This window comes from Sphingobium sp. RS1, from assembly GCF_056156825.1.
Window position 1 is genome coordinate 1,444,101 of the sequence record NZ_JBLZXE010000002.1, and the last position, 22,997, is coordinate 1,467,097.

22 protein-coding genes are annotated in these 22,997 nt (G+C 63.8%); 8 read left to right on the forward strand and 14 right to left on the reverse strand.

The genetic code is table 11. The features are described 5' to 3' along the window. Positions 1–39: 39 nt before the first annotated feature. The 3 genes from ACNHGR_RS08585 to ACNHGR_RS08595 all read right to left on the reverse strand — a co-directional run bounded on the left by ACNHGR_RS08585 (position 40) and on the right by ACNHGR_RS08595 (position 1,804). Entirely contained in the window at positions 40–687 is a 648-nt protein-coding gene (locus tag ACNHGR_RS08585) for a sigma-70 family RNA polymerase sigma factor (RefSeq protein ID WP_475288366.1), read from the reverse strand. Positions 688–805: 118 nt separating this feature from the next. Beyond that, entirely contained in the window at positions 806–937 is a 132-nt protein-coding gene (locus ACNHGR_RS08590; protein WP_475285417.1) for a hypothetical protein, read from the reverse strand. A 75-nt stretch (positions 938–1,012) separates the two neighbouring features. After that, positions 1,013–1,804, reverse strand: coding sequence for a response regulator (locus tag ACNHGR_RS08595; protein ID WP_475288367.1), 792 nt, complete (start codon positions 1,802–1,804; stop codon positions 1,013–1,015). A gap of 274 nt (positions 1,805–2,078) precedes the next feature. Between ACNHGR_RS08595 and ACNHGR_RS08600 the strand changes: the two genes are divergently transcribed. Together ACNHGR_RS08600 and ACNHGR_RS08605 are read left to right on the forward strand one after the other, a co-directional pair. Next, positions 2,079–2,333, forward strand: coding sequence for a NepR family anti-sigma factor (locus ACNHGR_RS08600; RefSeq protein ID WP_184266256.1), 255 nt, complete (start codon positions 2,079–2,081; stop codon positions 2,331–2,333). Positions 2,334–2,376: 43 nt separating this feature from the next. Then, positions 2,377–3,924, forward strand: a complete 1,548-nt coding sequence (locus ACNHGR_RS08605; protein ID WP_475285420.1) for a sensor histidine kinase — start codon at positions 2,377–2,379, stop codon at positions 3,922–3,924. A gap of 235 nt (positions 3,925–4,159) precedes the next feature. Here ACNHGR_RS08605 and tgt read toward each other — a convergent pair whose 3' ends face one another. Together tgt and ACNHGR_RS08615 are read right to left on the reverse strand one after the other, a co-directional pair. Then, a complete protein-coding gene (gene tgt, locus ACNHGR_RS08610) occupies positions 4,160–5,290 on the reverse strand; it encodes a tRNA guanosine(34) transglycosylase Tgt (protein WP_475285422.1) in 1,131 nt (376 codons plus the stop codon). A 59-nt stretch (positions 5,291–5,349) separates the two neighbouring features. Beyond that, entirely contained in the window at positions 5,350–5,529 is a 180-nt protein-coding gene (locus ACNHGR_RS08615; protein ID WP_184266262.1) for a hypothetical protein, read from the reverse strand. A gap of 237 nt (positions 5,530–5,766) precedes the next feature. Between ACNHGR_RS08615 and ACNHGR_RS08620 the strand changes: the two genes are divergently transcribed. Further along, the gene (locus tag ACNHGR_RS08620; protein WP_475285424.1) at positions 5,767–6,735 is read left to right on the forward strand and encodes a crotonase/enoyl-CoA hydratase family protein; all 969 of its coding nucleotides are present in this window, start codon (positions 5,767–5,769) and stop codon (positions 6,733–6,735) included. Positions 6,736–6,756: 21 nt separating this feature from the next. Here ACNHGR_RS08620 and ACNHGR_RS08625 read toward each other — a convergent pair whose 3' ends face one another. Beyond that, complete coding sequence (locus tag ACNHGR_RS08625) at positions 6,757–8,736, reverse strand: putative bifunctional diguanylate cyclase/phosphodiesterase (RefSeq protein ID WP_475285426.1); 1,980 nt, start codon at positions 8,734–8,736, stop codon at positions 6,757–6,759. 112 nt (positions 8,737–8,848) lie between these two features. On the opposite strand from ACNHGR_RS08625, the gene ACNHGR_RS08630 reads away from it, so the two are divergent. Continuing rightward, positions 8,849–9,541, forward strand: a complete 693-nt coding sequence (locus ACNHGR_RS08630) for a GNAT family N-acetyltransferase (RefSeq protein ID WP_475285428.1) — start codon at positions 8,849–8,851, stop codon at positions 9,539–9,541. Positions 9,542–9,680: 139 nt separating this feature from the next. On the opposite strand, the gene groL is transcribed toward ACNHGR_RS08630, so the two are convergent. Then, positions 9,681–11,324, reverse strand: a complete 1,644-nt coding sequence (gene groL, locus ACNHGR_RS08635) for a chaperonin GroEL (RefSeq protein ID WP_184266274.1) — start codon at positions 11,322–11,324, stop codon at positions 9,681–9,683. Between the two features lie 101 nt (positions 11,325–11,425). Continuing rightward, positions 11,426–11,713: a co-chaperone GroES gene (gene groES, locus ACNHGR_RS08640; RefSeq protein ID WP_475285430.1), complete on the reverse strand. Its 288-nt coding sequence runs from the start codon at positions 11,711–11,713 to the stop codon at positions 11,426–11,428. A gap of 413 nt (positions 11,714–12,126) precedes the next feature. On the opposite strand from groES, the gene ACNHGR_RS08645 reads away from it, so the two are divergent. Beyond that, positions 12,127–12,561: a universal stress protein gene (locus ACNHGR_RS08645; RefSeq protein ID WP_475285432.1), complete on the forward strand. Its 435-nt coding sequence runs from the start codon at positions 12,127–12,129 to the stop codon at positions 12,559–12,561. Between the two features lie 86 nt (positions 12,562–12,647). After that, positions 12,648–13,517 (forward strand): glutathione-dependent disulfide-bond oxidoreductase, encoded by an 870-nt coding sequence (gene yghU, locus ACNHGR_RS08650; RefSeq protein WP_475285434.1) that lies wholly within the window; start codon positions 12,648–12,650, stop codon positions 13,515–13,517. 145 nt (positions 13,518–13,662) lie between these two features. On the opposite strand, the gene ACNHGR_RS08655 is transcribed toward yghU, so the two are convergent. Then, positions 13,663–14,274, reverse strand: coding sequence for an NAD(P)-dependent oxidoreductase (locus ACNHGR_RS08655; RefSeq protein ID WP_475285436.1), 612 nt, complete (start codon positions 14,272–14,274; stop codon positions 13,663–13,665). A 106-nt stretch (positions 14,275–14,380) separates the two neighbouring features. On the opposite strand from ACNHGR_RS08655, the gene ACNHGR_RS08660 reads away from it, so the two are divergent. Then, positions 14,381–14,770, forward strand: coding sequence for a winged helix-turn-helix transcriptional regulator (locus ACNHGR_RS08660; protein ID WP_184266286.1), 390 nt, complete (start codon positions 14,381–14,383; stop codon positions 14,768–14,770). A gap of 137 nt (positions 14,771–14,907) precedes the next feature. Next, complete coding sequence (gene chrA / locus ACNHGR_RS08665) at positions 14,908–16,218, forward strand: chromate efflux transporter (RefSeq protein WP_475285439.1); 1,311 nt, start codon at positions 14,908–14,910, stop codon at positions 16,216–16,218. Positions 16,219–16,311: 93 nt separating this feature from the next. On the opposite strand, the gene ligA is transcribed toward chrA, so the two are convergent. The 5 genes from ligA to ACNHGR_RS08690 form a co-directional block, all read right to left on the reverse strand. Next, complete coding sequence (ligA, locus tag ACNHGR_RS08670; protein ID WP_475285440.1) at positions 16,312–18,411, reverse strand: NAD-dependent DNA ligase LigA; 2,100 nt, start codon at positions 18,409–18,411, stop codon at positions 16,312–16,314. A 363-nt stretch (positions 18,412–18,774) separates the two neighbouring features. Further along, positions 18,775–19,149, reverse strand: coding sequence for a putative quinol monooxygenase (locus ACNHGR_RS08675; protein WP_475285442.1), 375 nt, complete (start codon positions 19,147–19,149; stop codon positions 18,775–18,777). Positions 19,150–19,232: 83 nt separating this feature from the next. Continuing rightward, the gene (gene recN, locus ACNHGR_RS08680) at positions 19,233–20,894 is read right to left on the reverse strand and encodes a DNA repair protein RecN (RefSeq protein WP_475285444.1); all 1,662 of its coding nucleotides are present in this window, start codon (positions 20,892–20,894) and stop codon (positions 19,233–19,235) included. A gap of 146 nt (positions 20,895–21,040) precedes the next feature. Beyond that, entirely contained in the window at positions 21,041–21,829 is a 789-nt protein-coding gene (locus tag ACNHGR_RS08685; protein WP_184266303.1) for an outer membrane protein assembly factor BamD, read from the reverse strand. Positions 21,830–21,895: 66 nt separating this feature from the next. Then, positions 21,896–22,909, reverse strand: a complete 1,014-nt coding sequence (locus tag ACNHGR_RS08690; protein ID WP_475285446.1) for a sensor histidine kinase — start codon at positions 22,907–22,909, stop codon at positions 21,896–21,898. Positions 22,910–22,997: the final 88 nt, after the last annotated feature.

Sequence of the window (22,997 nt, forward strand, 5' to 3'; positions counted from 1 at the left end):
CATGCCCGAACAACGGACAGGAAGAGCCGAACGTTCCGCTTAATCATCGCCCTCGCCATGGGAGCCGCGACCGCGGCTCAGCCGGTCGACATCGTCCATGATCTCGTCCAGTACGGCAGTATCAGTGGTTTCCTGCGTCCGCCGGGATGGCAGGTCGCCACTTTCCAATATCTGCTCCAGCGCAGCGCGACCGCGGGCAACGCGGCTCTTGATCGTGCCGACCGCCACGCCGCAAATCTCGGCTGCCTCTTCATAGGCAAAGCCGCCCGCGCCGACCAGGATCAGCGCCTCGCGCTGGGGCTGGGGCAATTGCAGCAACGCGCGCTGCATGTCGCTCAGTTCGACATGCTTGTCCTGCCCGGCAGGGGCCGCCAGGATGCGATCCGCCGTCAGATCGTCCCAATCACCCCGGAAGCGCGATCGGCGCATCTGCGACAGATAATGGTTGCGCAGAATGATGAATGTCCAGGCGCGCATGTTGGTGCCGGCCTGGAAGCGGTTCCGCGCCGCCCATGCCTTAAGCAGGGTTTCCTGCACCAGATCGTCCGCCACGTCGCGATTGCCCGACAGAGACCGGCCGAAAGCGCGGAGATGCGGGATGACAGCAGCCAGTTCGCGCTTGAAATCCAAATCGGACAGCGTCGCGCGCTCTTCGATACCGCTGATTTCGCCAACGTCCTCATCCATGGGAACAACCCCCGTGCCGGATTCCGTATCCGCCGCATGAACCGACGTCATCAAAGCCATATGAGCATCCGTACCCTAAACCGATCACTGCCAAGAACCAACTTTCCGTTCTGTCGCTCTATCGCCATATCACCATCAGCATGGCGAAAATCGCCAGCGCCAGCGAGATGGCGAGTACGTAGCGCACCACATGGGGCGTGGCGCCTGCGCGCGCGTCATCGGTTGCGATATGTCTTTCCTGTTCGGCCATGACACGTCTCCCGATCGTTACGCATCATTAACGCAGCGCTCCGATCGGGGTTCCGTGACTTTATGACCCCGCGCTTCAGGCGGGCGCAGTGGCCTCGTCAAAGAAGAGTGCCTGGGAGATTGCCGCTTTCACCGTCGCGCGCTGGAACGGCTTGGTGATGAGGAAAGTCGGCTCGGGCCGTTCGCCCGTCAACAGCCGTTCCGGGAAGGCCGTGATGAAGATCACCGGCACCGAAAATTCGGCAAGAATATCCTTCACCGCGTCAATACCGCTGCTGTCGTCGGCCAGTTGGATGTCGGCCAGCACCAGGCCCGGCCGGTCGGCAAGCGCCTCGCGCACGGCATCCTCGCGAGTAACCGCGATTGCAGTGACATCATGGCCAAGGTCGCGGACGATCGTCTCGATGTCCATCGCAATGATCGGCTCGTCCTCGATGATGAGCACCTTCGCACGGGTCTGCGCCTCGATTTCGCCAAGCGCTTCCTCGACCAATGCCTCGACGTCGCTGCTGTCCAGATCGATCAGATAGGACACGTCATCGACGGTGAAACCTTCCAGAGCCGTCAGCAGCAGCGCCTGGCGCGGCAGCGGCGTCAGTCGGGCAAGCCGGGCCTGCGCGATCGCCTCCCGGCCATTGCCGGCAGAATTGGGCAGATCTTCCAGATGCGCCGAAGACCAGATGGCCTGGAAGGTCTTGTAGAGGCCAAGCCGGGGATCGACATCGCTGGGGAATTCCTCCGGTGCGGCAACGATCGCTTCCAGCGCGGCACGGACATAGGCGTCACCATGGGTCTGGCTACCGGTCAGCGCCCGGGCATAGCGCCGCAGGAACGGAAGATGGGGGTGCAGTTGCTGTCCAAGCGACATCGTCAAGTCTTCTCCCTGCCCTTTGGGGCATCATTGTCCCGAAGCATGGGAACGCCAGGGAGGATGGAATGTCCATGTCATTATGACAACCCCCCGCCGCCCATCGCTACGCAAACTCGTGCAGCGTAAAAAAAGCTTCGAGGGGCGGAACCATCGACATGGGAATTTGTTTCGCATCCAGATGGTTTTTTCGATGATATCGTGAATTTCCCATGGATTGCACGGTTGTGTGAATTGACGTCATGACGGAAACCCGCGAAACGGGCGAGCCGGCATGGCGGAAATTGCTGCAGAGGGGCTGATTTTGGTTTCTTCAACGACGGAGCGGGGCGTGGCCGATGACGACAAGAGTGCCGACGCCGCGACCGGTAAAGACAAGGTGAAGGGCTCCGCCGCCCAGCGCAAGCGCCGCCCTGCCGCGAGCAAGGAAGATGGCAACGTCTCCCAGGCGCTGCGTACCGTGTATCAGCGCGCCATAGAGGAGGATATACCCTCCGAAATGCTGGATCTGTTGAGCAAGCTGGACTGAGACGCCTATGATCGGGGGCAGCCTTCCTCCGGCAGCCCGCTCGATGATCGAGCCCCTGCTGCATTTTTTCCGGTCCACCGGGGTCAAGATGTTCCTCATCCTGACCCTCGCCCTGTTGCCGCTCGGGCTGATCGCGCTGGTCGCCTCGCTTCAGGCTATCCGCACCGCCGACCTGGAAAAGGAAGCGCTGCTGCGCGTAGCCGTGACGCAAAGCGCGCGGAAACTCACCGCCGATTTGCAATCGGACCGTACCGCGCTCGAACTGACCGTTAACGCGATCGCCAACGGCGCCGCTGACAAGGGCATGTGCCGGCGCCTGGCCTTCTTCCTGACTTCGCATGATGCGGAGGGCGGGCATTTCTACATTTACGACCGCGACGGCCGCATCCTGTGCCGGTCGTCCCAGCCCGAACCCGCGGGCATCACTGCCGCCAACCGCTTTGACAGGCCGATCGCGCAGCTGTTGCCGACGCACCTCGTCAGCCGGGTGCGCAGCCGCAACGGCCAGATGGTCGCCCTTTCCTATTATTCACGGGCACATCTGGAAAGTGTCGCCGACCCCGCCACCGCCTTGCAGAACCGACAACTCACCTTGCGGCAGGGAAGCAATCAACTGATCGTCAGCCGACCGGGTGGCGGCGTCAGCGGTCACAGCAACAGCCTGTCGGCGCGGCTCGATCCCCCCGACATATTGTTGACCATGACCGTTCGAGAACCGCCCGCCACACTGGCGCGGATGCTGTCGCTGTTCCTGCCTCTGGTCATGTGGTTCGCCGCGGCCGCAATCGGCTGGTTCGTCGTCAATCGGCTGCTGATCCGTCCCTTGGTGCTGCTGCGCCGCGTCGTCGCAGCCTATCAGCCCGGTGAGGTTCTCGAACCGTTGCGACGCATCCGCACGCCCGCGCTGGAGATCATGGCTCTGGGCGAAACCTTCCATGAGATCAGCAAGGATGTCGCCACCCATGAGGCGGAAATGGCCGAGGGGCTGGAAACCCAGCGCAAGCTGACGCGGGAAGTGCATCACCGGGTCAAGAACAACCTGCAAATCATCGCCAGCCTCATCAACCTGCATGCGCGGTCCGCCCATAATATCGAGGCATCGCAAGCCTATGCATCGATCCAGCGCCGGGTCGATGCGCTGTCGGTGGTCCATCGTAACCATTTCGCGGAGCTGGAAGAAAATCGCGGTGTTGGCGTCCGTCCTCTCATCAGCGAATTGTCGGCCAGTCTGCGTGGCACGGCCCCCACGGCGGCCCGCCGCTTCGTTATCCAGATCGACAGCGACAATCTGCATATCAGCCAGGATGTCGCCGTCCCGATCGCCTTCCTGCTGACCGAACTGGTCGAACTGGCCATGATGCTGGCGCCCCAATCGACCATGCGCGTCTCCGTGCAGCTTGAACCGGGATCCGAAGACCGGGCACGGTTGATGGTCCGGTCACCCGGGCTGAAAGAGTCGGACGAGATGGCCAGCTATCTGGACGAGCGCTACGGCCGCGTCCTGACGGGCCTGTCGCGCCAGTTGCGTGCGCCGCTGGACTATGACGGCATAGCGGGCAGCTATGCCATCACCATCACCGTGATCCCCTAGACATATTGTCGGGCAATTCTCTGTCCTACAGGCCGATCTCGATTACCCTGCGATCGGCTCCTTCCATTCTCGACAGAAGATGCGCTGCCCGCTGCGCGATACAGGCACGGCAAAAGCGACATAAAGTGACAATTTCACGCGCATTTTGCGGTGCTTTTGTCACTTTATCGACCAATTCCTGGCGCTCGGCATGGGCCTACGCCGCCTGAAGCACGTCCCAGGCAGTCGGACTCGATCAGACCTTTTGGTAATCGCGCCGGAAGTCCGCCGTGAAGCTGGCCAGCGTACCGGCGGCGATATTATCGCGCAGCCCCTGCATCAATTCCTGATAGAAGTGGATATTATGCTGGGTCATCAGCATCGCCCCCAGCATTTCGCCCGCCTTCACCAGATGGTGCAGATAGGCGCGGCTCCAGGTCGCACAGACCGGGCAACCGCAGTGCGGATCGAGCGGCCCCTGATCCTCGTTGAACTTGGCATTGCGGATGTTGAGCGGGCCGGCCCAGGTAAACGCCTGACCATTGCGGCCGGACCGGGTCGGCAGCACGCAATCGAACATGTCGATGCCGCGTTCGACTGCGCCGACGATATCGTCGGGCTTGCCCACGCCCATCAAATAGCGCGGCTTGTCCTGCGGCAACATGTCGGGTGCGAAATCGAGCGTGGCGAACATCGCCTCCTGCCCCTCGCCCACTGCGAGTCCGCCCACAGCATAGCCGTCGAAACCGACCTCGATCAGCTTTTCAGCTGAAATCTTGCGCAGCCCTTCATCCAGCGATCCCTGCTGGATGCCGAACAGCGCGGCGCGCTCGGCATGCTCGCCGCCGGCATCGAACCCGTCACGCGAACGCCTGGCCCAGCGCATCGATCGTTCCATCGACTTGGCCGCTTCGTCATGGGTACAGCCATTCTTGGTGCATTCGTCGAACGCCATCACGATATCGCTGTCCAGCAGGCGCTGGATTTCCATCGACCGTTCGGGGGTCAGCATATGCTTCGACCCGTCGATATGGCTGGAGAAGGCAACCCCCTCCTCGCTCATCTTGGTCAGCGCGCTCAGGCTCATCACCTGATAGCCGCCACTGTCGGTCAGGATCGGTCGGTCCCAGCCCATAAAGCCATGCAGGCCGCCCAGACGTGCCATACGCTCGGCGCCGGGCCGCAGCATCAGATGATAGGTATTGCCCAATATGATATCCGCGCCCGTCGCGCGCACTTCGGCCGGGCGCATCGCCTTGACGGTGGCGGCGGTCCCCACGGGCATGAAGGCAGGCGTACGGATTTCTCCGCGGCGCATCTGGATCGCACCGGCGCGGGCCTTGCCGTCGGTGGCGGTGATGGAAAAGGAAAAACGGGGCTTGCTCATCGCCGCGCTCTACGGCCGAACCCGCGCAGGTTCAAGAAGCAGGCAAAGGCAAGACAGGATCAACCGGCCCGGCGTACCCCTTCGAACAGCGCCATGGCGTCGATGTTGAACCCCTCGACCCGACGATAAGGGCCAATGAACCGTAAACAGTCGGCAGACAGGCGCAGCGGCCATGGATCACCCGCTTCGTCATGCAGGGCCAGGGTGACGCTCGGACTATGGGGACGCGGCTCGTTCATGCACATCGTCATAATTAACAAAGGTTAACAAAGGCCTGAGCCATAATTTTACACCCGATCAAAATGCGCATTTGTGGCATATGCGCCACATTCGGCCCGCTTTGGCGGCTTTTGGGGCGACCTCCTTGCAACAGTAGCAGGCAAAAATGGTTAACGGACTATTAATCATGTTCGGGTTGATTGCATGCTGCGCGCGAGCCTGATCTTTTCATGCAGAATAGCAAAATGGGGTCGCAGATGATTGATTCAGGACGTTTTAATCCGACCAGGGATGAGGCTGAGGCCGCATCCGACGACGATGTGTCAGGCAGTGGCGAACTTCCGCCGCTTGCCGCTACGGAACCGGCGCTTGGAGCCGGGCTGGATCAGGCCTTCCGCCAATCCACCCTGTTCGACCTCGGGCAGATCGACGTTCGCTGGGACGAAGACTTGTCGACGCTCTGGGCCTTCATGACGCCCCTTGAACGGCCGAACAGCAATATGGGCCTGATTCGGGACACGATGGCCTGGCAGCGGGAAAGCAAGCGCGCCTTCGCCGGCCAGGATGGACTGCTGAAGTTCATGGTGCTGGGTTCGCGCTTTCCCGGCGTGTTCAACCTGGGCGGCGATCTAGAGATGTTCGCCGAATGCATCCAGCGCCGCGACCGCGAAACCCTGCTGAAATATGGCATCGCCTGCTGCGAGATCGTCGACCGCATCTGGCACTGCAACGACATGAACATCATCAATATCGGGCTGGCGCAGGGCGACGCTCTGGGTGGCGGTCTGGAGGCGTTGATGTGCTTCGACGTCATCATCGCCGAACGACAGGCCCGCTTCGGCCTGCCCGAAGTCCTGTTCGGCCTCTTCCCCGGCATGGGCGCCTATTCCATCCTGTCCCGCCGGGTCGGCCCCGTTCTGGCGCGGCAGATGATCACGGATGGCCGCATCTACAGCGCGGATGAAATGTACGAGATGGGAATCGTGACGCAGGTGGTCGACACCGGCGAAGGCGAGGCCGCGACCGCGCAGTGGATCAGGGATCATGCCTCCCATCATGCCGGCTATGTCGGCATCAACCGCGCCGGTCGCCGCGTCAATCCGATGACGCTGGAAGAACTGATCGACATCGTCGAAACCTGGACCGACACGGCGCTGGCCCTGTCGGACCGCGACCTGCGCATGATGCGCCGCCTTGCCGCGGCCCAGACCCGGTTGCGCGGATAAGGCTGGCCTGCGCCACTGCGCTCAGGCGCGGCGGCGGCGTTGAACCGGATCGGGCCGCTCGCTGCCGGCGAGTGGCCCTGCGGCGATCAGTTCGGCGACCCGCTCGCGGGTGACAGGGCGGCTGAACAGATAACCCTGCACATTGGTGAAGCCGGCTTCGCGGGCATGGGCCAGTTGGTCCTGCGTCTCGATCCCTTCGGCCACCGTATCCATTTTCAGGTCGCGGGCCAGATTGCCGATGGCGCGGACGATGGCCCGATCTTCGGCATTGGCGCTGACCCCCGCCATGAAGCTCTGGTCTATCTTGAGCGTATCGAAGCGGTAGGAGCGCAGATAGGACAGGGCGCTGTAGCCCGTACCGAAATCGTCAAGCGCCAGCCGCAACCCGATCCGCTGCAATTCGCGCAGAATGCTGTTGGTCTGCCCGCTATTGTCGAGGAAGATCGATTCGGTGACCTCCAGTTCCAGCCGACGGGCCGGCAGACCCGATTCCAGCAGGGCGGCTATGACATTGCCCGGCAGTTCAGCGCACTTTAGCGAGGCCGGTGAAATGTTGATAGCGATGCGTACATCGCCCGGCCAGGCCACAGCGGTGGTGCAGGCTTCGCGCAGCACCCATCCGGTCATCGCCTCGATCATGCCCATGCCCTCCGCGATCGGGATGAACTCCGACGGCGGGATCGGTCCCAGCACCGGATGATCCCAACGCAGCAGGGCTTCGCAGGCGTCGATATGCCCGCTCTCCAGATCGACGATCGGCTGGTAGAGCAATTTGAGTTCGCCCCCGTCGAGTGCGCGGCGCAGGCCCGTCTCGATCTCGTGGATGCGATTGAACCGCTCCTTGAGCGACCAGTTGAAGCTGGCAGCACGGTTCCGCCCTTCGCGCTTGGCATCGTAGAGCGCCAGATCGGCATGCTGCATCAGCTCGTCCATGTCGCGCCCGTCCTGCGGGGCGACCGCATAACCAATCGACGCTGTGACCTGGAGGTGATTGTCGCTCAGGTCGAAACCATGGGCGAAGTAGCCGATAATCTCCTGCGCCAGTGCCGCTGCGGTGACACGGTCCATGTCCGGACATATGATGACGAATTCGTCGCCGCCGAAACGCGCGATGCGCCCCCGATCCTGCACGACTTCGTTCAGCCGTTCCGCCACGCCGCGCAGCAACTGGTCGCCGACCATATGGCCGAGCGAGTCGTTGATTTCCTTGAACCGATCGATGTCCATCCACAGGATCGTGACGGCATCGTTCCGTTTCTGGTTGGCGTCGAATATCTCGCGCAGCCGCATCTGCATCGCCATGCGGTTCTCAAGCCCCGTCAGGCTGTCGAATCGGGCAAGCCGCTCGAACTTTTCCGCCAGCAAAGACTGTTCGCGCTTGCCGACCAGCGCCTGTACGACGATTCGGTGGATGGTCGAGCTGATTTCAGCCAGCCCCAATACCATCATCACCATCGCCACCGACAGCACCCGATAGCCAGTCGATCCTTCCAGCCACAGGCCGGTCGCAGTGGGCAACAGGGTAAGGCAGACCTGCCCGATGGCGATCTGGACGCGGCCGGCATTGCGCCCGGAAATGCCGCCGGCATAGCCGGTGGCCATAGACACGCTCAGCATGTGGGTGACGGTATTGGGCGATCCCAGCAGCGTGACGAAACTCATCAGCCCCAGCAGGCCGGCATAGCCCCACGCGCCCAGTTCATAGGCCAGTTCCCAGCTGCGTGAAGCAACGGCCGTTCCGCGCACCAGCTGGCGATGGAAAAAGACGGCGGAAATGACGCGCAACGTCGCCACCAGGCAGAGGACTGCAACGACCAGCTGGATCGGTCCGGGCGCCGACAGGGTGCTGATGACGATGCCGACGGCCACGCCGGTGACCGCGCCAATGGTGAGGGACCGCGGCGATGCGTAGAGCGATTCGACCAGGCTCCGCCGTACGTCGGCGTCGTTCCCCGCCTCCTGCGCCCTGCGCCTTTCCAACAATGTTTTCAGCACGCGCAAATGGTGGGTCTCCGGTTCCCTCTCCGCTGTTCGCATTTTCCGTTTATTTTTCGGTTAACATTGTTGTTAGGCGTGCCCGTCACAGCCGAATCCAGAAACCGGAGTTTTTCGCATGCACCCGCTCGATCGCCCTGTCTGGAACAGCCTGTCGAGTGGATGGGCCGCATTGGCACAGGGCGATGACCGGGCACGTCGAATCGATCCGCTCCATGGCCCCTTCGGTGCTGCGCCTGACGAAAGCCCGGAGAACCGAGCCGCCATCGCCGCGCTGGTGCCGGAGGCGGACGAATTATGGCTGGTCGGACCGGATGCCCGGACCCCGCCGCCCGGCGTCAAGGTTGCCCGCACCGCCATGCTGGCGCAGATGGTCGCTCCGTCGATCAGCCCGGCCACTGCGCCTCCGCCCGGCTGGGTGCTGCTGGACGAAAGCGATGCGGCGGACATGCTGGAACTGGCCCTGCTGACCAAACCCGGCCCCTTCCGGTCCCACACGCACAGGCTCGGACGCTTCATCGGCGTGCGGGCGGAGGGACGCCTGATTGCCATGGCGGGTGAAAGGATGCGGCTGCCCGGCTTTACCGAGGTCAGCGGCGTGTGCACCCATCCCGACTGGCGCGGTCGGGGGCTGGCCGGCGCGCTGATGCGGGTCGTGGCGCAGGCAATGCTGGACCGGGGCGAGACGCCCTTCCTTCACGCCTATGCCAGTCATGACCGGACGATCGCCCTCTACCGCTCGCTGGGTTTCGCAATGCGGGCTGAATTGCCGATGATGGTGGTGACGGGCGGCGCGCAGCAGCCGGCGTAACATCGCCACTCCATTGTAGGACAGCGGAATAGGACAAGAAAAGGCCGGCGGATCGCTCCACCGGCCTTTTCTGATGTTCGCGAAGAGCGAAAGACTTCGAACTGACGGGCAGAGCCATGCCCCGCCCGTCTGATCGCTTTTAGAAGTCCATGCCGCCCATGCCGCCCATGCCACCGGGCATGCCGGCCGGGGCAGGCTTGTCTTCGGGCAGTTCCGAGATGGCGGCTTCGGTGGTGATCAGCAGACCAGCGACCGAGGCAGCGTTCTGGAGCGCGGTGCGCACGACCTTGGTCGGGTCGATGACGCCGGCGGCGACGAGGTTTTCATAGGTGTCGGTCGACGCATTGAAGCCGAACGAAGTGTCGTTCTGGTCGAGCAGCTTGCCCGAAACGACGGCGCCGTCCTGACCGGCGTTGCTGGCGATCTGGCGCACCAGAGCGGTCAACGACTTGCGGACGATGTCGATGCCGCGGGTCTGGTCGTCGTTGGCGCCGGTGACGCCGTCGAGAACCTTGGTCGCGTACAGAAGCGCGGTGCCGCCACCGGGGACGATGCCTTCTTCAACGGCTGCACGGGTGGCGTGCAGGGCGTCGTCAACGCGGTCCTTGCGTTCCTTGACTTCGACTTCCGTCGCGCCGCCGACCTTGATGACGGCCACGCCGCCAGCAAGCTTCGCCAGACGTTCCTGGAGCTTTTCGCGGTCATAGTCGCTGGTGGTGTTTTCGATCTGCGAACGGATCTGCTCCGTGCGGCCCTTGATCGAGTCGGCTTCACCGGCGCCATCGACGATGGTGGTGTTGTCCTTGTCGATGGTGACGCGCTTGGCGGTGCCGAGCATGCCGAGCGTGACCGATTCCAGCTTGATGCCGAGGTCTTCGGAGATCACTTCGCCCTTGGTCAGGACGGCGATGTCTTCCAGCATGGCCTTGCGGCGATCGCCGAAGCCAGGCGCCTTGACCGCAGCAACCTTCAGGCCGCCGCGCAGCTTGTTGACGACCAGGGTCGCCAGCGCTTCGCCTTCGATATCTTCCGCGATGATGAGCAGCGGACGACCCGACTGAACGACGGCTTCCAGAATCGGCAGGATCGACTGCAGGTTCGACAGCTTCTTTTCGTGGATCAGGATGTACGGATCAGCCAGCTCGACGGCCATCTTTTCCGGGTTGGTGATGAAGTAGGGCGACAGGTAGCCGCGGTCGAACTGCATGCCTTCCACGACGTCCAGTTCGAAGTCGAGACCCTTGGCCTCTTCCACGGTGATGACGCCTTCCTTGCCGACCTTTTCCATGGCTTCGGCGATCTTTTCGCCGACTTCACGGTCGCCGTTGGCGGAGATGATGCCGACCTGGGCAACTTCCGACGAACCCGAAACCGGCTTCGAGCGCGACTTGATGTCTTCGACAACCTTGGCGACGGCGAGATCGATGCCGCGCTTCAGGTCCATCGGGTTCATGCCGGCGGCAACCGACTTCATGCCTTCGCGCACGATGGCCTGAGCCAGAACGGTCGCGGTGGTGGTGCCGTCACCGGCGATGTCGTTGGTCTTCGAAGCGACTTCGCGGACCATCTGGGCACCCATATTCTCGAACTTGTCCTTCAGTTCGATTTCCTTGGCGACGCTGACGCCGTCCTTGGTGATGCGGGGCGCGCCGAAGCTCTTGTCGATGACGACGTTGCGGCCCTTCGGGCCCAGGGTCACCTTGACCGCGTCGGCCAGGATATCGACGCCGCGCAGGATGCGCTCACGAGCGTCACGCGAAAACTTTACGTCCTTCGCTGCCATGATCTAATTCCTCTGTCTTGAGACTTGCAAAACTTGCGAAGTTCACACCGTTACAGGGTGCGAATTTCCGCCGAAAAATGGAATGGATACCGGGTTCGCAATTACGCGATGACGCCGAGGATATCGCTTTCCTTCATGATGAGCAGGTCTTCACCGTCGACCTTGACTTCGGTGCCCGACCATTTGCCGAACAGCACGCGATCGCCAGCCTTGACGTCGAGCGGGGTCACCTTGCCGTCTTCGGCCTTGCTGCCCGAACCCACGGAGACGATTTCGCCTTCCTGCGGCTTTTCCTTGGCGGTGTCGGGGATGATGATGCCACCGGCGGTCTTCGCTTCCGCTTCGATGCGGCGAACGAGAACGCGGTCATGCAACGGACGAAATGCCATGTTGATTGCCTTTCCCTTGGCGTAATTTGGGATGGGGCGCGGCGAATGGGAAAGCGGAGTCGTGCTCCGAATGCCCTGTCCGCCTGTCCTTCTCCCGATGAACCTGTCTTTGTTAGCACTCACCTAGCAGGAGTGCTAGCGGCATGCATATGGAAAAGTTGTTCCGCTGGTCAAGAGTGCGGGAACGGAAAAATTTTCCTGTCCGTCCAGATCCGAAGCGATGTCCCGAACCATTTGGAGGCGCAGATAGGCGTCCACCGTGCGATCGTCATCCCCGGCGCGACGGATTGCGCGGATATTGCGGTTATTCCTCATATATGTCGCATCGGGAATCTTTGATGACAAGGACGTCACGGGGGCATCGCGCGCGCGCGTCGGCGGTTATGATCGGCACAAGCAAAAAGGAGAGGATGATGCCCCATAATACGATCCTGGCCGCCGTTGACGTCAACAGCCCTGATCTGGCCCATGCCGCCATAAACGGCGCGGCCGAAATTGCGGGTGCGACCGGCACCGTCCATATCCTTTACGTCCGCTATTACCTCCCGACCCGCTATTCCGAATTACTGGCGATCGACTTTGACGAGCGAGAAGAGCAAGAGGCCATGGCCGTCATGCAGGCATGGGCGGACGAAGCGGGACTGGACCCGGCCCGCACCCAGATTTTCACCCGGCGCGGCCGTGTGCGCGACGAAGTGCTGATCGAGGCGGAGCGGCGCAAGGCCGACCTGATCGTCATCGGATCGCACCAGCCGTCGCTTTCGTCCAAACTGCTCGGCTCCAACGCTTCCGCCATCGTCCACCAGTCGCCGGTCAGCGTGCTGGTCGTGCGGACGGATGCGCATTAATCATGGATAGTTGAGCGAGCCTTGGTTGCGGGCGGCGGGACCGCTTCCTACCTGCGGGCCACATCCTCTTATTGGAGTCAGCCCGCATGACAGACAGCTACACCCCGCCCAAAGTCTGGACCTGGGACAAGGAGAATGGCGGCCCCTTCGCCAATATCAACCGACCGATCGCCGGCGCGACCCATGACAAGGACCTGCCGGTCGGCGATCACCCGCTCCAGCTCTATTCGCTCGCCACGCCCAATGGGCAGAAGGTGACGATCCTGCTGGAAGAATTGCTGGAGGCGGGCGTGTCCGCCGCCGAGTATGACGCCTGGCTCATCAAGATCGGCGATGGCGACCAGTTCGGCAGCGGCTTTGTCGAGGTCAACCCCAACAGCAAGATCCCCGCCCTGCTCGACCGCAGCGTATCCCCGCCGCAGCGCGTGTTTGAATCCGGCTCGATCCTGCTCTATCTGGCGGAAAAGTTTGGCAAGTTCCTGCCGACCGATCCCGCCGGGCGGACCGAGACGCTGAACTGGCTGTTCTGGCAGATGGGCGCCGGCCCGCTGCTGGGCGGCGGCTTCGGCCATTTCTTCGCCTATGCGCCGGAGAAATATGAGTATCCGATCAACCGCTACACGATGGAAGTGAAGCGGCAACTGGACCTGCTCGACAAGCGGCTGGCGGAGCATGAATTTGTTGCCGGCGCGGACTATACGATCGCCGATATCGCCATCTGGCCCTGGTATGGCGGACTGGTGCTCGGCCGGGCCTATGGCGCGGCGGAGTTTCTGGACGCGGGCAGCTACACCAACCTGCTGCGCTGGGCGCAGCAGATCGATGCCCGCCCTGCCGTGAAGCGCGGTCGCATGGTCAACAAGGCGAACGGCCCGCTGGAAGAGCAGTTGCACGAACGCCATGATGCAGGCGACTTCGGCACGAAGACGCAGGACAAGCTGGAGGGCGCGGCCTAAAACCTTGTTCCCCCTCCCGTTTACGGGAGGGGGCAAGGGGGTGGGCTGGACGTTGCAATTGCCCACCCCGCTGCGACTAGGTCCGGCTTCGCCGAACCAAGTCTCGCTGCCCCTCCCGCAAGCGGGAAGGGCATTAGAAGAGACATTAATAGCCCACCGTGAACCGCGCCTTGCTATGCTGCGGCTGTTCGATCTCGTCGACCAGCGCGATGGCATAGTCGGCATAGGAAATGCTGCTGTTGCCATCGGCGTCGACCAGCAGTGCATCCTTGCCCAAACGGAAGCTGCCCTTGCGGTCGCCAACGAAGAAATAGGCGGACGGCGACAGGAAGGTCCAGTCGATGTCGTCCACGCCGCGCAGATAGGTCAGGAAATCCGCGCCCTTGCCGGCTTCGGCCTTATAGGCTTCGGGAAATTCGGGGGTGGTGATGAGCGCAACGCCCGGCGCCACTTCCAGACTGCCGGCCCCGCCGACCACCAGATAGCGCGGTACGGCGGACTCCCGCACCACGCCGACCAGCGAGGCCGGATCAGTGTCGGAGAACATCACTGCGCTGACCACGACATCATGGCCCCGGATCGCCTCGACCAGCGCGTCGGGGTGCTGGACATCGCCGGCCACCGCTGTGACGCCTGCGGCATCGACCGCATTTTCCGGATGGCGCGAAATGGCCGTGACCTGATGCCCGCGACGCGCCAGTTCCGCGCTGATTTCCGTGCCGGCGCGGCCGGTGCCGCCGATGATCGCTACTTTCATGGCCGAGTCTCCATAGGTGGTTACTGATGGAAACCAGATAGAGATTGGGATATCATCGTCGCAAGAAGGCACTTGCCCGTCACCAGGTTACGCCAAGGAAACCCCTATGGAATTGCTTCAGCCGCCCCGTATCGGCGACGCCTATAATCCCGACTGCCCCACCCGCCATATACTTGACCGCATTGGCGACAAATGGGCGGTGCTGGTGATGCTGACGCTCAAGGACGGGCCAGTGCGCTTCAACGACCTGCGCCGGCGGATCGGCGCCATTTCGCAGAAGATGCTGTCGCAGACGCTGAAAAGCCTGGAGCGGGACGGCCTGGTCAGCCGGGCCGCCTTCCCCACCGTGCCGGTGACGGTGGAATATCGGCTGACGCCGCTGGCCGGCGGGCTGATCGGCATATTGGACCAGATCACCCACTGGGCCGAAAACCATGTCGGCGATATCATGGCGTCGCGCCGTGCGCATGACCGGGGTGACGCGCTGGCGGCGTAAATCCGCTTGCGCCCGCCCCCGCGCCGTCGCATGATGCGGCTACGGGGTAAGGCAATCTCCCGTTCAGGCATTCCCCGCCCAAGCATTGCGGCTGTATCGGGCCTTTGGCGCGCCCTGTCGCGTCTGGCCCAAGGGGGATGTGCGTGTCGCAACCGGATTTATCACAACTTTTCCGCGTCTTCGGCCGAACCGGCCTCATCAGCTTTGGCGGACCGGCGGGCCAGATCGCGCTGATGCACCGCGAACTGGTCGAGGAACGGCAATGGGTGGAAGAGGGCGCCTTCCTGCGCGCGCTCAATGTCTGCCACCTGCTGCCGGGACCGGAGGCGCAGCAACTGGCGACCTGGATCGGCTGGCGGATGCACGGCACGATCGGTGGGCTTATCGCCGGGCTGCTGTTCGTGCTGCCCGGCGCGGCAATCATGCTGGGGCTGTCGATGCTCTACGCCTTTGCCGCGGACCTGAAGCCGGTGGCCGCCCTGTTCCTGGGAATCAAGGCGGCGGTGCTGGCGATCGTGGTGCAGGCGCTGATCCGCATCGCCCGGCGCGCACTGGACAGCGGCTTCAAGCAGGCGCTGGCCTTTGCCGCTTTCCTGGCGCTGTTCCTGTTCAACCTGCCCTTCCCGCTGGTGGTGCTGGGATCGGCGGCGATCGGCTTCCTGCTGGCACGGCTCCGTCCGGACTGGCTGCATGCCCATGGCAAGGCGGCGGGCGACACGCCGGTCGGGCCATTGCCATGGCGCGCCACATTGCGGTCGATCGCGATATGGATCGCCATCTGGGCCGCGCCGATGCTGGCGATCCTGCTGACGCTCGGCCCCGATCATATATTGTGGAAGATCGGCGCCTTCTTCTCGCAACTGGCGGTGGTGACGTTCGGCGGCGCCTATGCAGTACTGGCCTATATGGCGCAGGAGGCGGTGCAGTCGATGCACTGGCTGTCGGCGGGCGAGATGACCGATGGCCTGGGCCTGGCCGAAACGACGCCGGGGCCGCTGATCCTCGTCACGCAATTTGTCGGCTTTCTGGGGGCTTTCCGGGCACCCGCGCCCTTCACGCCACTGGTCGCAGGCATGCTGGGCGCGCTGGTCACGCTCTGGGTGACGTTTGCGCCCTGCTTCCTGTGGATATTCAGCGTGGCACCCTGGATGGAGCGGCTGGAACGCGCGCCCCGCTTGCAGGGTGCCCTCGCCGCGCTGACCGCCGCGATCGTGGGCGTGATCGGCAACCTGACCGTCTGGTTCGCGCTGCATGTGCTGTTCACCCGCGGCGCGCGCGTCGCGATCGGTCCGGTGCGGCTATGGTGGCCCGACTGGATCAGCATCGACGGACGCATCGCCGCCATCGCGCTGGCCGCTGCCCTGCTGATCTTCGTAGCCAAGCGCGGGGTGATGACCGTGCTGGCGATGTGCGCGGTGGCCGGACTGGCCGTGAGCGGCCTTGCATAACAGCCGGGAGCCGTTCGTTGCGAGCCTGTCGAGAAGCGGCTCGAACCGCCCTTGTCGTTTCTCGACCAGGCTCGCAACGAACGGAGACAAGCGTTATCCCGCAGCCTTGACGATCTCCGTCCATTCCGCTTCGCTGATGACCTTGATCTCCAGCGCGGCAGCCTGCTTCATCTTGCTGCCCGCACCGGGGCCAGCCACGACCAGATCGGTCTTGGCGCTGACCGATCCCGCCGCCTTGGCGCCCAGCCGTTCGGCCTGCGCCTTCGCCTCGTCGCGGCTCATAGTCTCCAGCTTGCCGGTGAAGACGACCGTCTTGCCGGTCACGGCGCTGGCGGTGGTTTCGACCACATAATCGGGCGGCGAGACTTCGGACAGCAGGTCTTCCCACGCCTCCACATTATGCGGTTCGTGGAAAAAGTCGGCCAGCGCATGCCCCACCGCCGCACCGACATTGTCCACGCCGATATGTTCGGCGATCGCCTTGTCGCGCTTGGCCTGCGTTTCCGCCGGGTCCGCCGCAGCGCGCAAAGCGATGATCTCTTCGCCAATCGCCCTGATCGCCGACAGCGTCGTATAGCGCTTGAGCAGGTCGCGTGCCGTCACCGCGCCGACATGGCGGATGCCAAGGCCAAAGAGCAGTTTTGCCGCATCGGGCGCTCGCTTCGCCTCGATCGCGGCGAGCAGATTGTCGACCGACTTTTCCTTCCAGCCTTCGCGGCCGAGCAGGTCGGGACGATGCCTTTTCAGGCGGAAAATGTCGGCCGGTTCGGTGATCCAGCCGAGGTCCAGAAACTCCTGAATCGACTTCTCCCCCAGCCCTTCGATATCCAGCGCCACGCGGCTGACGAAATGGCGCAGCCGCTCGAACCGCTGCGCGGGACAGATCAGGCCGCCGGTGCAGCGATAATCCACCTCTTCTTCCTCGCGCACCGCCTCGGACTGGCAAACCGGGCAATGGGTCGGGAAAGGAAAGGGTTCGCGTTCCTCCGCGCGGGTCAGATTGTCGACCACCTGCGGGATGACGTCTCCGGCACGCTGCACCACGATGCGATCACCGGGCCGCACGCCCAGCCGGGCAATCTCGTCGGCATTGTGCAGCGTCACATTGGACACGACCACGCCGCCCACGGTCACGGGCGTCAGGCGGCCGACGGGGGTCAGCTTGCCGGTGCGGCCGACCTGAATGTCGATCGCTTCCAGCGTCGTCTGCGCCCGCTCGGCCGGAAACTTGTGGGCAATGGCCCAGCGCGGCGCCTTCGCCACGAAGCCCAGCCGCTGTTGCCAGTCGAGCCGGTCGACCTTGTAAACCACCCCGTCGATATCGAAGGGCAGCTCTGCGCGTTTCGCTTCGATCCCGCGATAATGGGCGATCAGCGCGTCCAGGCTGTCGACGCAGACCAGCATGTCCGACACCGGCAGGCCCCAGCTTGCGATCGCCTGCATCACGCCCAGTTGCGTGTCGGCGGGCACCGCGCTGTGCGCGCCCCAGCCATGGGCCAGAAAGCGCAGCGGCCGGGCAGCGGTGACGGTCGCGTCCTTCTGGCGCAGCGATCCGGCGGCGGCATTGCGCGGATTGGCGAACTGGCGCGCCTTTTCCGGGTCGTCCGCTTCGGCAAGCAGGCGCTGGTTGAGCGCCACGAAATCGCCCTTGGCCATATAGACCTCCCCGCGCACCTCGAACAGGTCGGGGATGTTCGGGCCGGTCAGCCGCTGCGGAATGTCGGCGATGGTGCGGACATTGGCGGTGACATCCTCGCCGGTCGTACCGTCGCCGCGCGTCGCGGCCAGCACCAGTTCGCCCTGCTCATAGCGCAGCGAGCAGGACAGGCCGTCAATCTTCGGCTCGGCGGTGAGCGCGACGGACGCATCTTCCGACAGGGCGAGAAAGCGGCGAACGCGCGCCACGAATTCGCCGATATCCTCATCCGAAAAGCCGTTGTCGAGGCTCATCATGCGCACGGCATGCGGCACTTTCTTCAGCACGGACGTGGGCGCGGACCCCACCTGCGCGTTCGGCGAGTCGGCACGCACCAGATGCGGAAAGGCCGCCTCCAGCGCATTATTCTCGGCGATCAGCGCGTCATAGTCCGCGTCACTGATCTCCGGCGCGTCCTGATCGTGATAGAGGCGGTTATGCTTCGCAACCTCCCGGGCAAGGCGCATCAGGCGGTTGGCGGCATCGGCTTCATTCATGAGTGAAAGCCCCAATTGGATGGGCAAGCGGCGACAACAACAACTGACAGGATCACGAACAAAACGGCAGCCCTTCCGCTACGAGCTTTCAATATTTTCATCTGGCATAGCCAAATGTGGAAGACTGCCAGAGCGATAGCGAACGCTGTCCACGCAGACCAGTATATATCCCCAACCGGATCCAGCCGGTCCGACATGCCGAGAGATGTCCACCAAAGATATCCATACAATAATAGCGGCAGAATGACCGCGATCGAGGCGATAAGCCCCACACCGCCAACCAGCAGGACCATAGCGGATACAAACCTCGTCCAGACCGTCTCCAATGAACGTGAACTCACATTCCAACGACCTGTCACCGCTTTAAACCCCCGCCACCGGCACTGTCTCGAAATGCTGCGGAAAGTCCGCGATGATCGGCCGTGCCTTCGCGATGGCCGCGCGGACGGCGGGCAGTTTGAGCGAGGCGGCATGGCTTTCGCGGCTGTCCCAGATTTCGGTGATCCAGATCGCGTCCGCATTGGCCGTGTCGAGCGCCACGACATAGGAGAGACAGCCGGGCATCCCGCCGGTGGCTTCGGTCAGGATGGCGACCAGTTCGTCGCGCTTGCCGGGCATGCTCAGCATCTGGCCGATCAGGCCATAGCGCGGCCTTGCCTCCTGCGCGGCGGCGGGCATGGCGCCAGCCGCGATCGCGGCGGCAGTCAGCCCGAGCATGTCTCTGCGGTTATGGGTCATCCGCTCTAATCTCCGTTCGGTTCGAGCTTGTCGAGAACCCCGCGCGATAGTTCTCGACAAGCTCGAACCGAACGGAAGATGTGTCAAGCTTCCAACAACCGCTCCGCCTGGGCCCGCGCTTCCGCCGTGATTTCCGCGCCCGACAGCATGCGCGCGATTTCCTCGCGGCGCTCGGCATCGCTCAGCGCATGAACGCCGGTGCGGGTCACGGTCCCGTCGCTGGACTTGGCGATCAGCATATGGCCTGCGCCCCGCGCCGCGACCTGCGGACTGTGAGTGACGACGAGGATCTGGTTGCTCTGCGCCAGCCGGGCCAGTCGCTCGCCGATCGCATCGGCCACCGCGCCGCCCACGCCCCGGTCGATCTCGTCAAAGATCAAAGTGTCCGCCCCGCCTCGCTCGGCCAGCGCGACCTTGAGCGCCAGGATGAAGCGCGACAATTCACCGCCGGACGCGATCTTCGCCAGCGGCGCGAAGGGCGCGCCGGGGTTGGTCGAGATTTCGAACTCCACCCGGTCCATGCCCTGCGCGCTCCACTGGCCCTCGTCCAGCTGCGCCACCACGGTGCGGAAGCGCGCGGCGTCCAGTTTCAGCGGTGCCAGTTCGCCCGCAACGGCGGCGTCGAGGCGCCCGGCCGCCAGTTGCCGCTCGGCCGACAGCGCCTGCGCGGCGGCGCGATAGGCGTCGGCCTTGCCCGCCACATCCTTTTCCAGCGCGGCGATATGCTCTTCCCCTCCCTCGATCGCGGCCAGCTTCGCCGCCATCTCGTCGCGCAGGGCGGCCAGATCATCGGGCTGCACCTGATGCTTGCGGGCCAGACCGCGCAGATCGAACAGGCGCGTTTCAATCGCGTCGAGCCGGGCGGGATCGAAACTCAGCGCCTCGGCCGCTTCGACCAGCCGGTCCTCCGCCTCGCCCGCTTCCACCACCGCGCGGTCGATCGCCTCCAGCACGGCGTTCAGCAGCGGCTCTTCGCCGGCGATGCGGTCGAGCCGGCGCGCGGCCTGCCGCAACTGGGCAAGACCGCCGTCGGAGCCGGTCAGGCAATCGCTGACCGCGATCAGGTCATCGGTCAGGCGCGCGCCCTTCTGCATGGCCGCGCGCTCCTCGGCCAAGGTCGCTTCCTCACCCGGTTCGGGCGCGAACTTGCGCAATTCCTCGACCGCATGGGTCAGATAGTCGCGGTCGCGCGCGGCATTGTCCACCGTCTCGCGCGCATCGGCCAGCGCAGTGGCAGCGACGCGCCAGCCGGCATGGGCAGTGGCAACCAGCCCTGCCTCGCAACGGCCATAACTGTCGAGCAAGGCCCGGTGCCCGCGCGGATTGAGCAGGCCGCGATCATCATGCTGCCCGTGAATTTCCACCAGCGATCCGCCGAGGTCGCGCAGCAGTGCGGCCGAACAGGGCTGATCGTTGACGAAGGCCCGGCTGCCGCCATCCGCCTTCACCAGACGGCGGATCAATAAAGGTTCGCCCGGCTCGATATCGATGCCATTGTCGGCCAGCAGCGCGCTGACGCGATGATCGGCGGCGGGTGGCTCAAAGGTAGCGACCACGCTGGCCTGCGCCTCGCCATTGCGGACCAGACCGCTATCCGCGCGCGCGCCCAGAGCCAGCCCCAGCGAATCGAGCAGGATCGACTTGCCCGCCCCCGTCTCGCCAGTCAGCACGGACAGGCCCGCGCCGAACTCCAGGTCCAGCGCCTCGATCAGCACGACATTGCGGATGGCGAGCGAGGTCAGCAAAAAGCAGGACTCCCCCCTCCCTTCCAGGGAGGGGCCGGGGGTGGGTGCGCCGCATCAGCGGCGCCTTGCAACGGCGAGGTTGGACGCTCGCTTCGCGCGCGACCCACCCCTAACCCCTCCCTAAGAGGGAGGGGAATAGACTAAGATCAGGCCTTGCCGCCATGCTGCTGCATCAGCTTGTAGCTGCGCTCATACCATTTGGTGCCGGGATAGTTGCGGCCCAGCACGGCAGCGGCCTTCTGCGCTTCGGCGGGGATGCCGAGCGACAGATAGGATTCGACCAGACGCTCCAGAGCCTCCGGCGTGTGCGTGGTCGTCTGATATTTGTCGATCACGGTCCGGAAACGCAGCGTGGCGGCGAGCCACTGGCCCCGGCGCTGGTAGAAGCGGCCGATTTCCATTTCCTTGCCGGCCAGATGGTCGTTCACCAGATCGACCTTCAGCCGCGCGTCGGCGGCGTAGCGGGTGTCGGGATAGCGGCGGATCAGTTCGCCCAGCGCGTCGAGGCCCTGCTGCGTGATCTTCTGGTCGCGGGTAACGTCGGCAATCTGCTCATAATAGCAGAGCGCGATCAGATAATAAGCGTAGGGCGCGTCCTTGTTGCCGGTATGGATCGACAGGAAGCGCTGCGACGCGGCGATGGATTCGCTATAATCCTGGTTCATATAATAGCTGAACGCCGACATCAGCTGCGCCCGACGCGCCCAGGGCGAATAGGGGTGCTGGCGCTCGACTTCATCGAACAGGGCGGCGGCGAGCTTGTACTGACCACGATCGAGACGCGCCTTGCCGCTGTTGTACAGGGTCGACACGTCGCGGGCGACATAGAGGGTGTCGGCCTTGTTCTTCGATGTGGAGCAGCCGGTGAGCACGGGCGAGGCGATCAGGACCAGGGCGGTGGCCGCGCCGATGCGCGTCAGGGTTTTCGTCAGCATGGCCGGGTCATAGCCGAGGGACACGCCCTCGCCAAGCGGCAGAATGCGGCTTGCGCAACAGGCCCTTCAACAGGGTGACGCGGCGGGCAGCTCCAGCCGGGCGATCGCCCCGCCCCGCGGCGCGGCGCTCAGCGTGAAATGCCCGCCCAACTGCGCCGCCAGCGCATGCGCGATGCGCAGGCCAAGGGATTCGCTCGCTTCACTGCCGGGCGCCAGCCCCTGTCCATTGTCGGCCACCTCCAGCGCCAGCACGCCTTCCCTCGCCTCCATCGCGACATGAATATGGCCGGCCCGATCGGGAAGCCCATGTTCGATCGCGTTGCTGACCGATTCCGCCACGATCAGCGCCAACGGCACCGTGATATTGGGATCGAGCCGCAGGTCCGCCGGCGCGGCCACGCTCAGCGTCACATCGCGCCGCCCGCTGGCATCCATGATATCGGCGGTCAGCATCGACAGGAAACCGTGCATGTCCTGCCCCGCGCCCGATGGATCATAGAGCGCCCGGCTGATCCGTCCGACCAGCCCCACCCGCTCCGACGCATCGTCCAGCGCGCGCCGGGCGACATCATGATCGACATGGCGGCGCTGGAGCGCGAGCATGGCGGCAACCACCTGCAAATTGTTCGACACGCGATGCTGCAATTCCTGGAACAGCAGTTCGCGATTGTCCGCCAGGGTACGGCTACGCTCCCGTTCCACCGCCAGGTTGAAATTGGCGCGCTGCATGAAGTGGATCAGCGCGATATCGACGGCCACGACCCCGGTATAGAACAGCATCGCGACGACGACCGCCGGATTGATCGCGAAGCCGTTATGCGGCGGGATGAAGACATACCAGGATATGATCCCGCACAGCAGGCCGGCGAAGATGCCGGGCCTGACGCCGAACAGAAAGGAGGAGAGGATGACAGCCGGGAAGAAGGTGACGAAGGGATAGCCGACCGGCAGCAAAGGGTCCGCCGCGATGCGCAGCAGCAGCGCCGACGCGCAGAAAATGGTCGTCAGTACATAGGCATAAAGCGGCCGGTCGAGCACGAGCGGCAGGCGTTCGACAAAGCGCTCATTCCTTCGCTGCACCACGAACCCCCCATCTGACCGTCGTTACACTATCAGAACCTTGCCCCGCTTCCTTGATCGAAGTTAGCGCGTGGAAAAGCAAATGCAA

Coding starts and splice junctions, on each gene's coding strand:
- ACNHGR_RS08675 (WP_475285442.1), bottom strand. CDS start 19,149: ATGACCCATAACCGCAGAGACATGCTCGGGCTGACTGCCGCCGCGATC.
- groES (WP_475285430.1), bottom strand. CDS start 11,713: ATGGCATTTCGTCCGTTGCATGACCGCGTTCTCGTTCGCCGCATCGAA.
- ACNHGR_RS08585 (WP_475288366.1), bottom strand. CDS start 687: ATGGATGAGGACGTTGGCGAAATCAGCGGTATCGAAGAGCGCGCGACG.
- chrA (WP_475285439.1), top strand. CDS start 14,908: ATGTGCGTGTCGCAACCGGATTTATCACAACTTTTCCGCGTCTTCGGC.
- ACNHGR_RS08645 (WP_475285432.1), top strand. CDS start 12,127: ATGCCCCATAATACGATCCTGGCCGCCGTTGACGTCAACAGCCCTGAT.
- groL (WP_184266274.1), bottom strand. CDS start 11,324: ATGGCAGCGAAGGACGTAAAGTTTTCGCGTGACGCTCGTGAGCGCATC.
- ACNHGR_RS08655 (WP_475285436.1), bottom strand. CDS start 14,274: ATGAAAGTAGCGATCATCGGCGGCACCGGCCGCGCCGGCACGGAAATC.
- ACNHGR_RS08615 (WP_184266262.1), bottom strand. CDS start 5,529: ATGAACGAGCCGCGTCCCCATAGTCCGAGCGTCACCCTGGCCCTGCAT.
- ACNHGR_RS08595 (WP_475288367.1), bottom strand. CDS start 1,804: ATGTCGCTTGGACAGCAACTGCACCCCCATCTTCCGTTCCTGCGGCGC.
- ACNHGR_RS08630 (WP_475285428.1), top strand. CDS start 8,849: ATGCACCCGCTCGATCGCCCTGTCTGGAACAGCCTGTCGAGTGGATGG.
- yghU (WP_475285434.1), top strand. CDS start 12,648: ATGACAGACAGCTACACCCCGCCCAAAGTCTGGACCTGGGACAAGGAG.
- tgt (WP_475285422.1), bottom strand. CDS start 5,290: ATGAGCAAGCCCCGTTTTTCCTTTTCCATCACCGCCACCGACGGCAAG.
- ACNHGR_RS08590 (WP_475285417.1), bottom strand. CDS start 937: ATGGCCGAACAGGAAAGACATATCGCAACCGATGACGCGCGCGCAGGC.
- ACNHGR_RS08685 (WP_184266303.1), bottom strand. CDS start 21,829: ATGCTGACGAAAACCCTGACGCGCATCGGCGCGGCCACCGCCCTGGTC.
- ACNHGR_RS08660 (WP_184266286.1), top strand. CDS start 14,381: ATGGAATTGCTTCAGCCGCCCCGTATCGGCGACGCCTATAATCCCGAC.
- ligA (WP_475285440.1), bottom strand. CDS start 18,411: ATGAATGAAGCCGATGCCGCCAACCGCCTGATGCGCCTTGCCCGGGAG.
- ACNHGR_RS08620 (WP_475285424.1), top strand. CDS start 5,767: ATGATTGATTCAGGACGTTTTAATCCGACCAGGGATGAGGCTGAGGCC.
- ACNHGR_RS08600 (WP_184266256.1), top strand. CDS start 2,079: ATGGCGGAAATTGCTGCAGAGGGGCTGATTTTGGTTTCTTCAACGACG.
- ACNHGR_RS08605 (WP_475285420.1), top strand. CDS start 2,377: ATGATCGAGCCCCTGCTGCATTTTTTCCGGTCCACCGGGGTCAAGATG.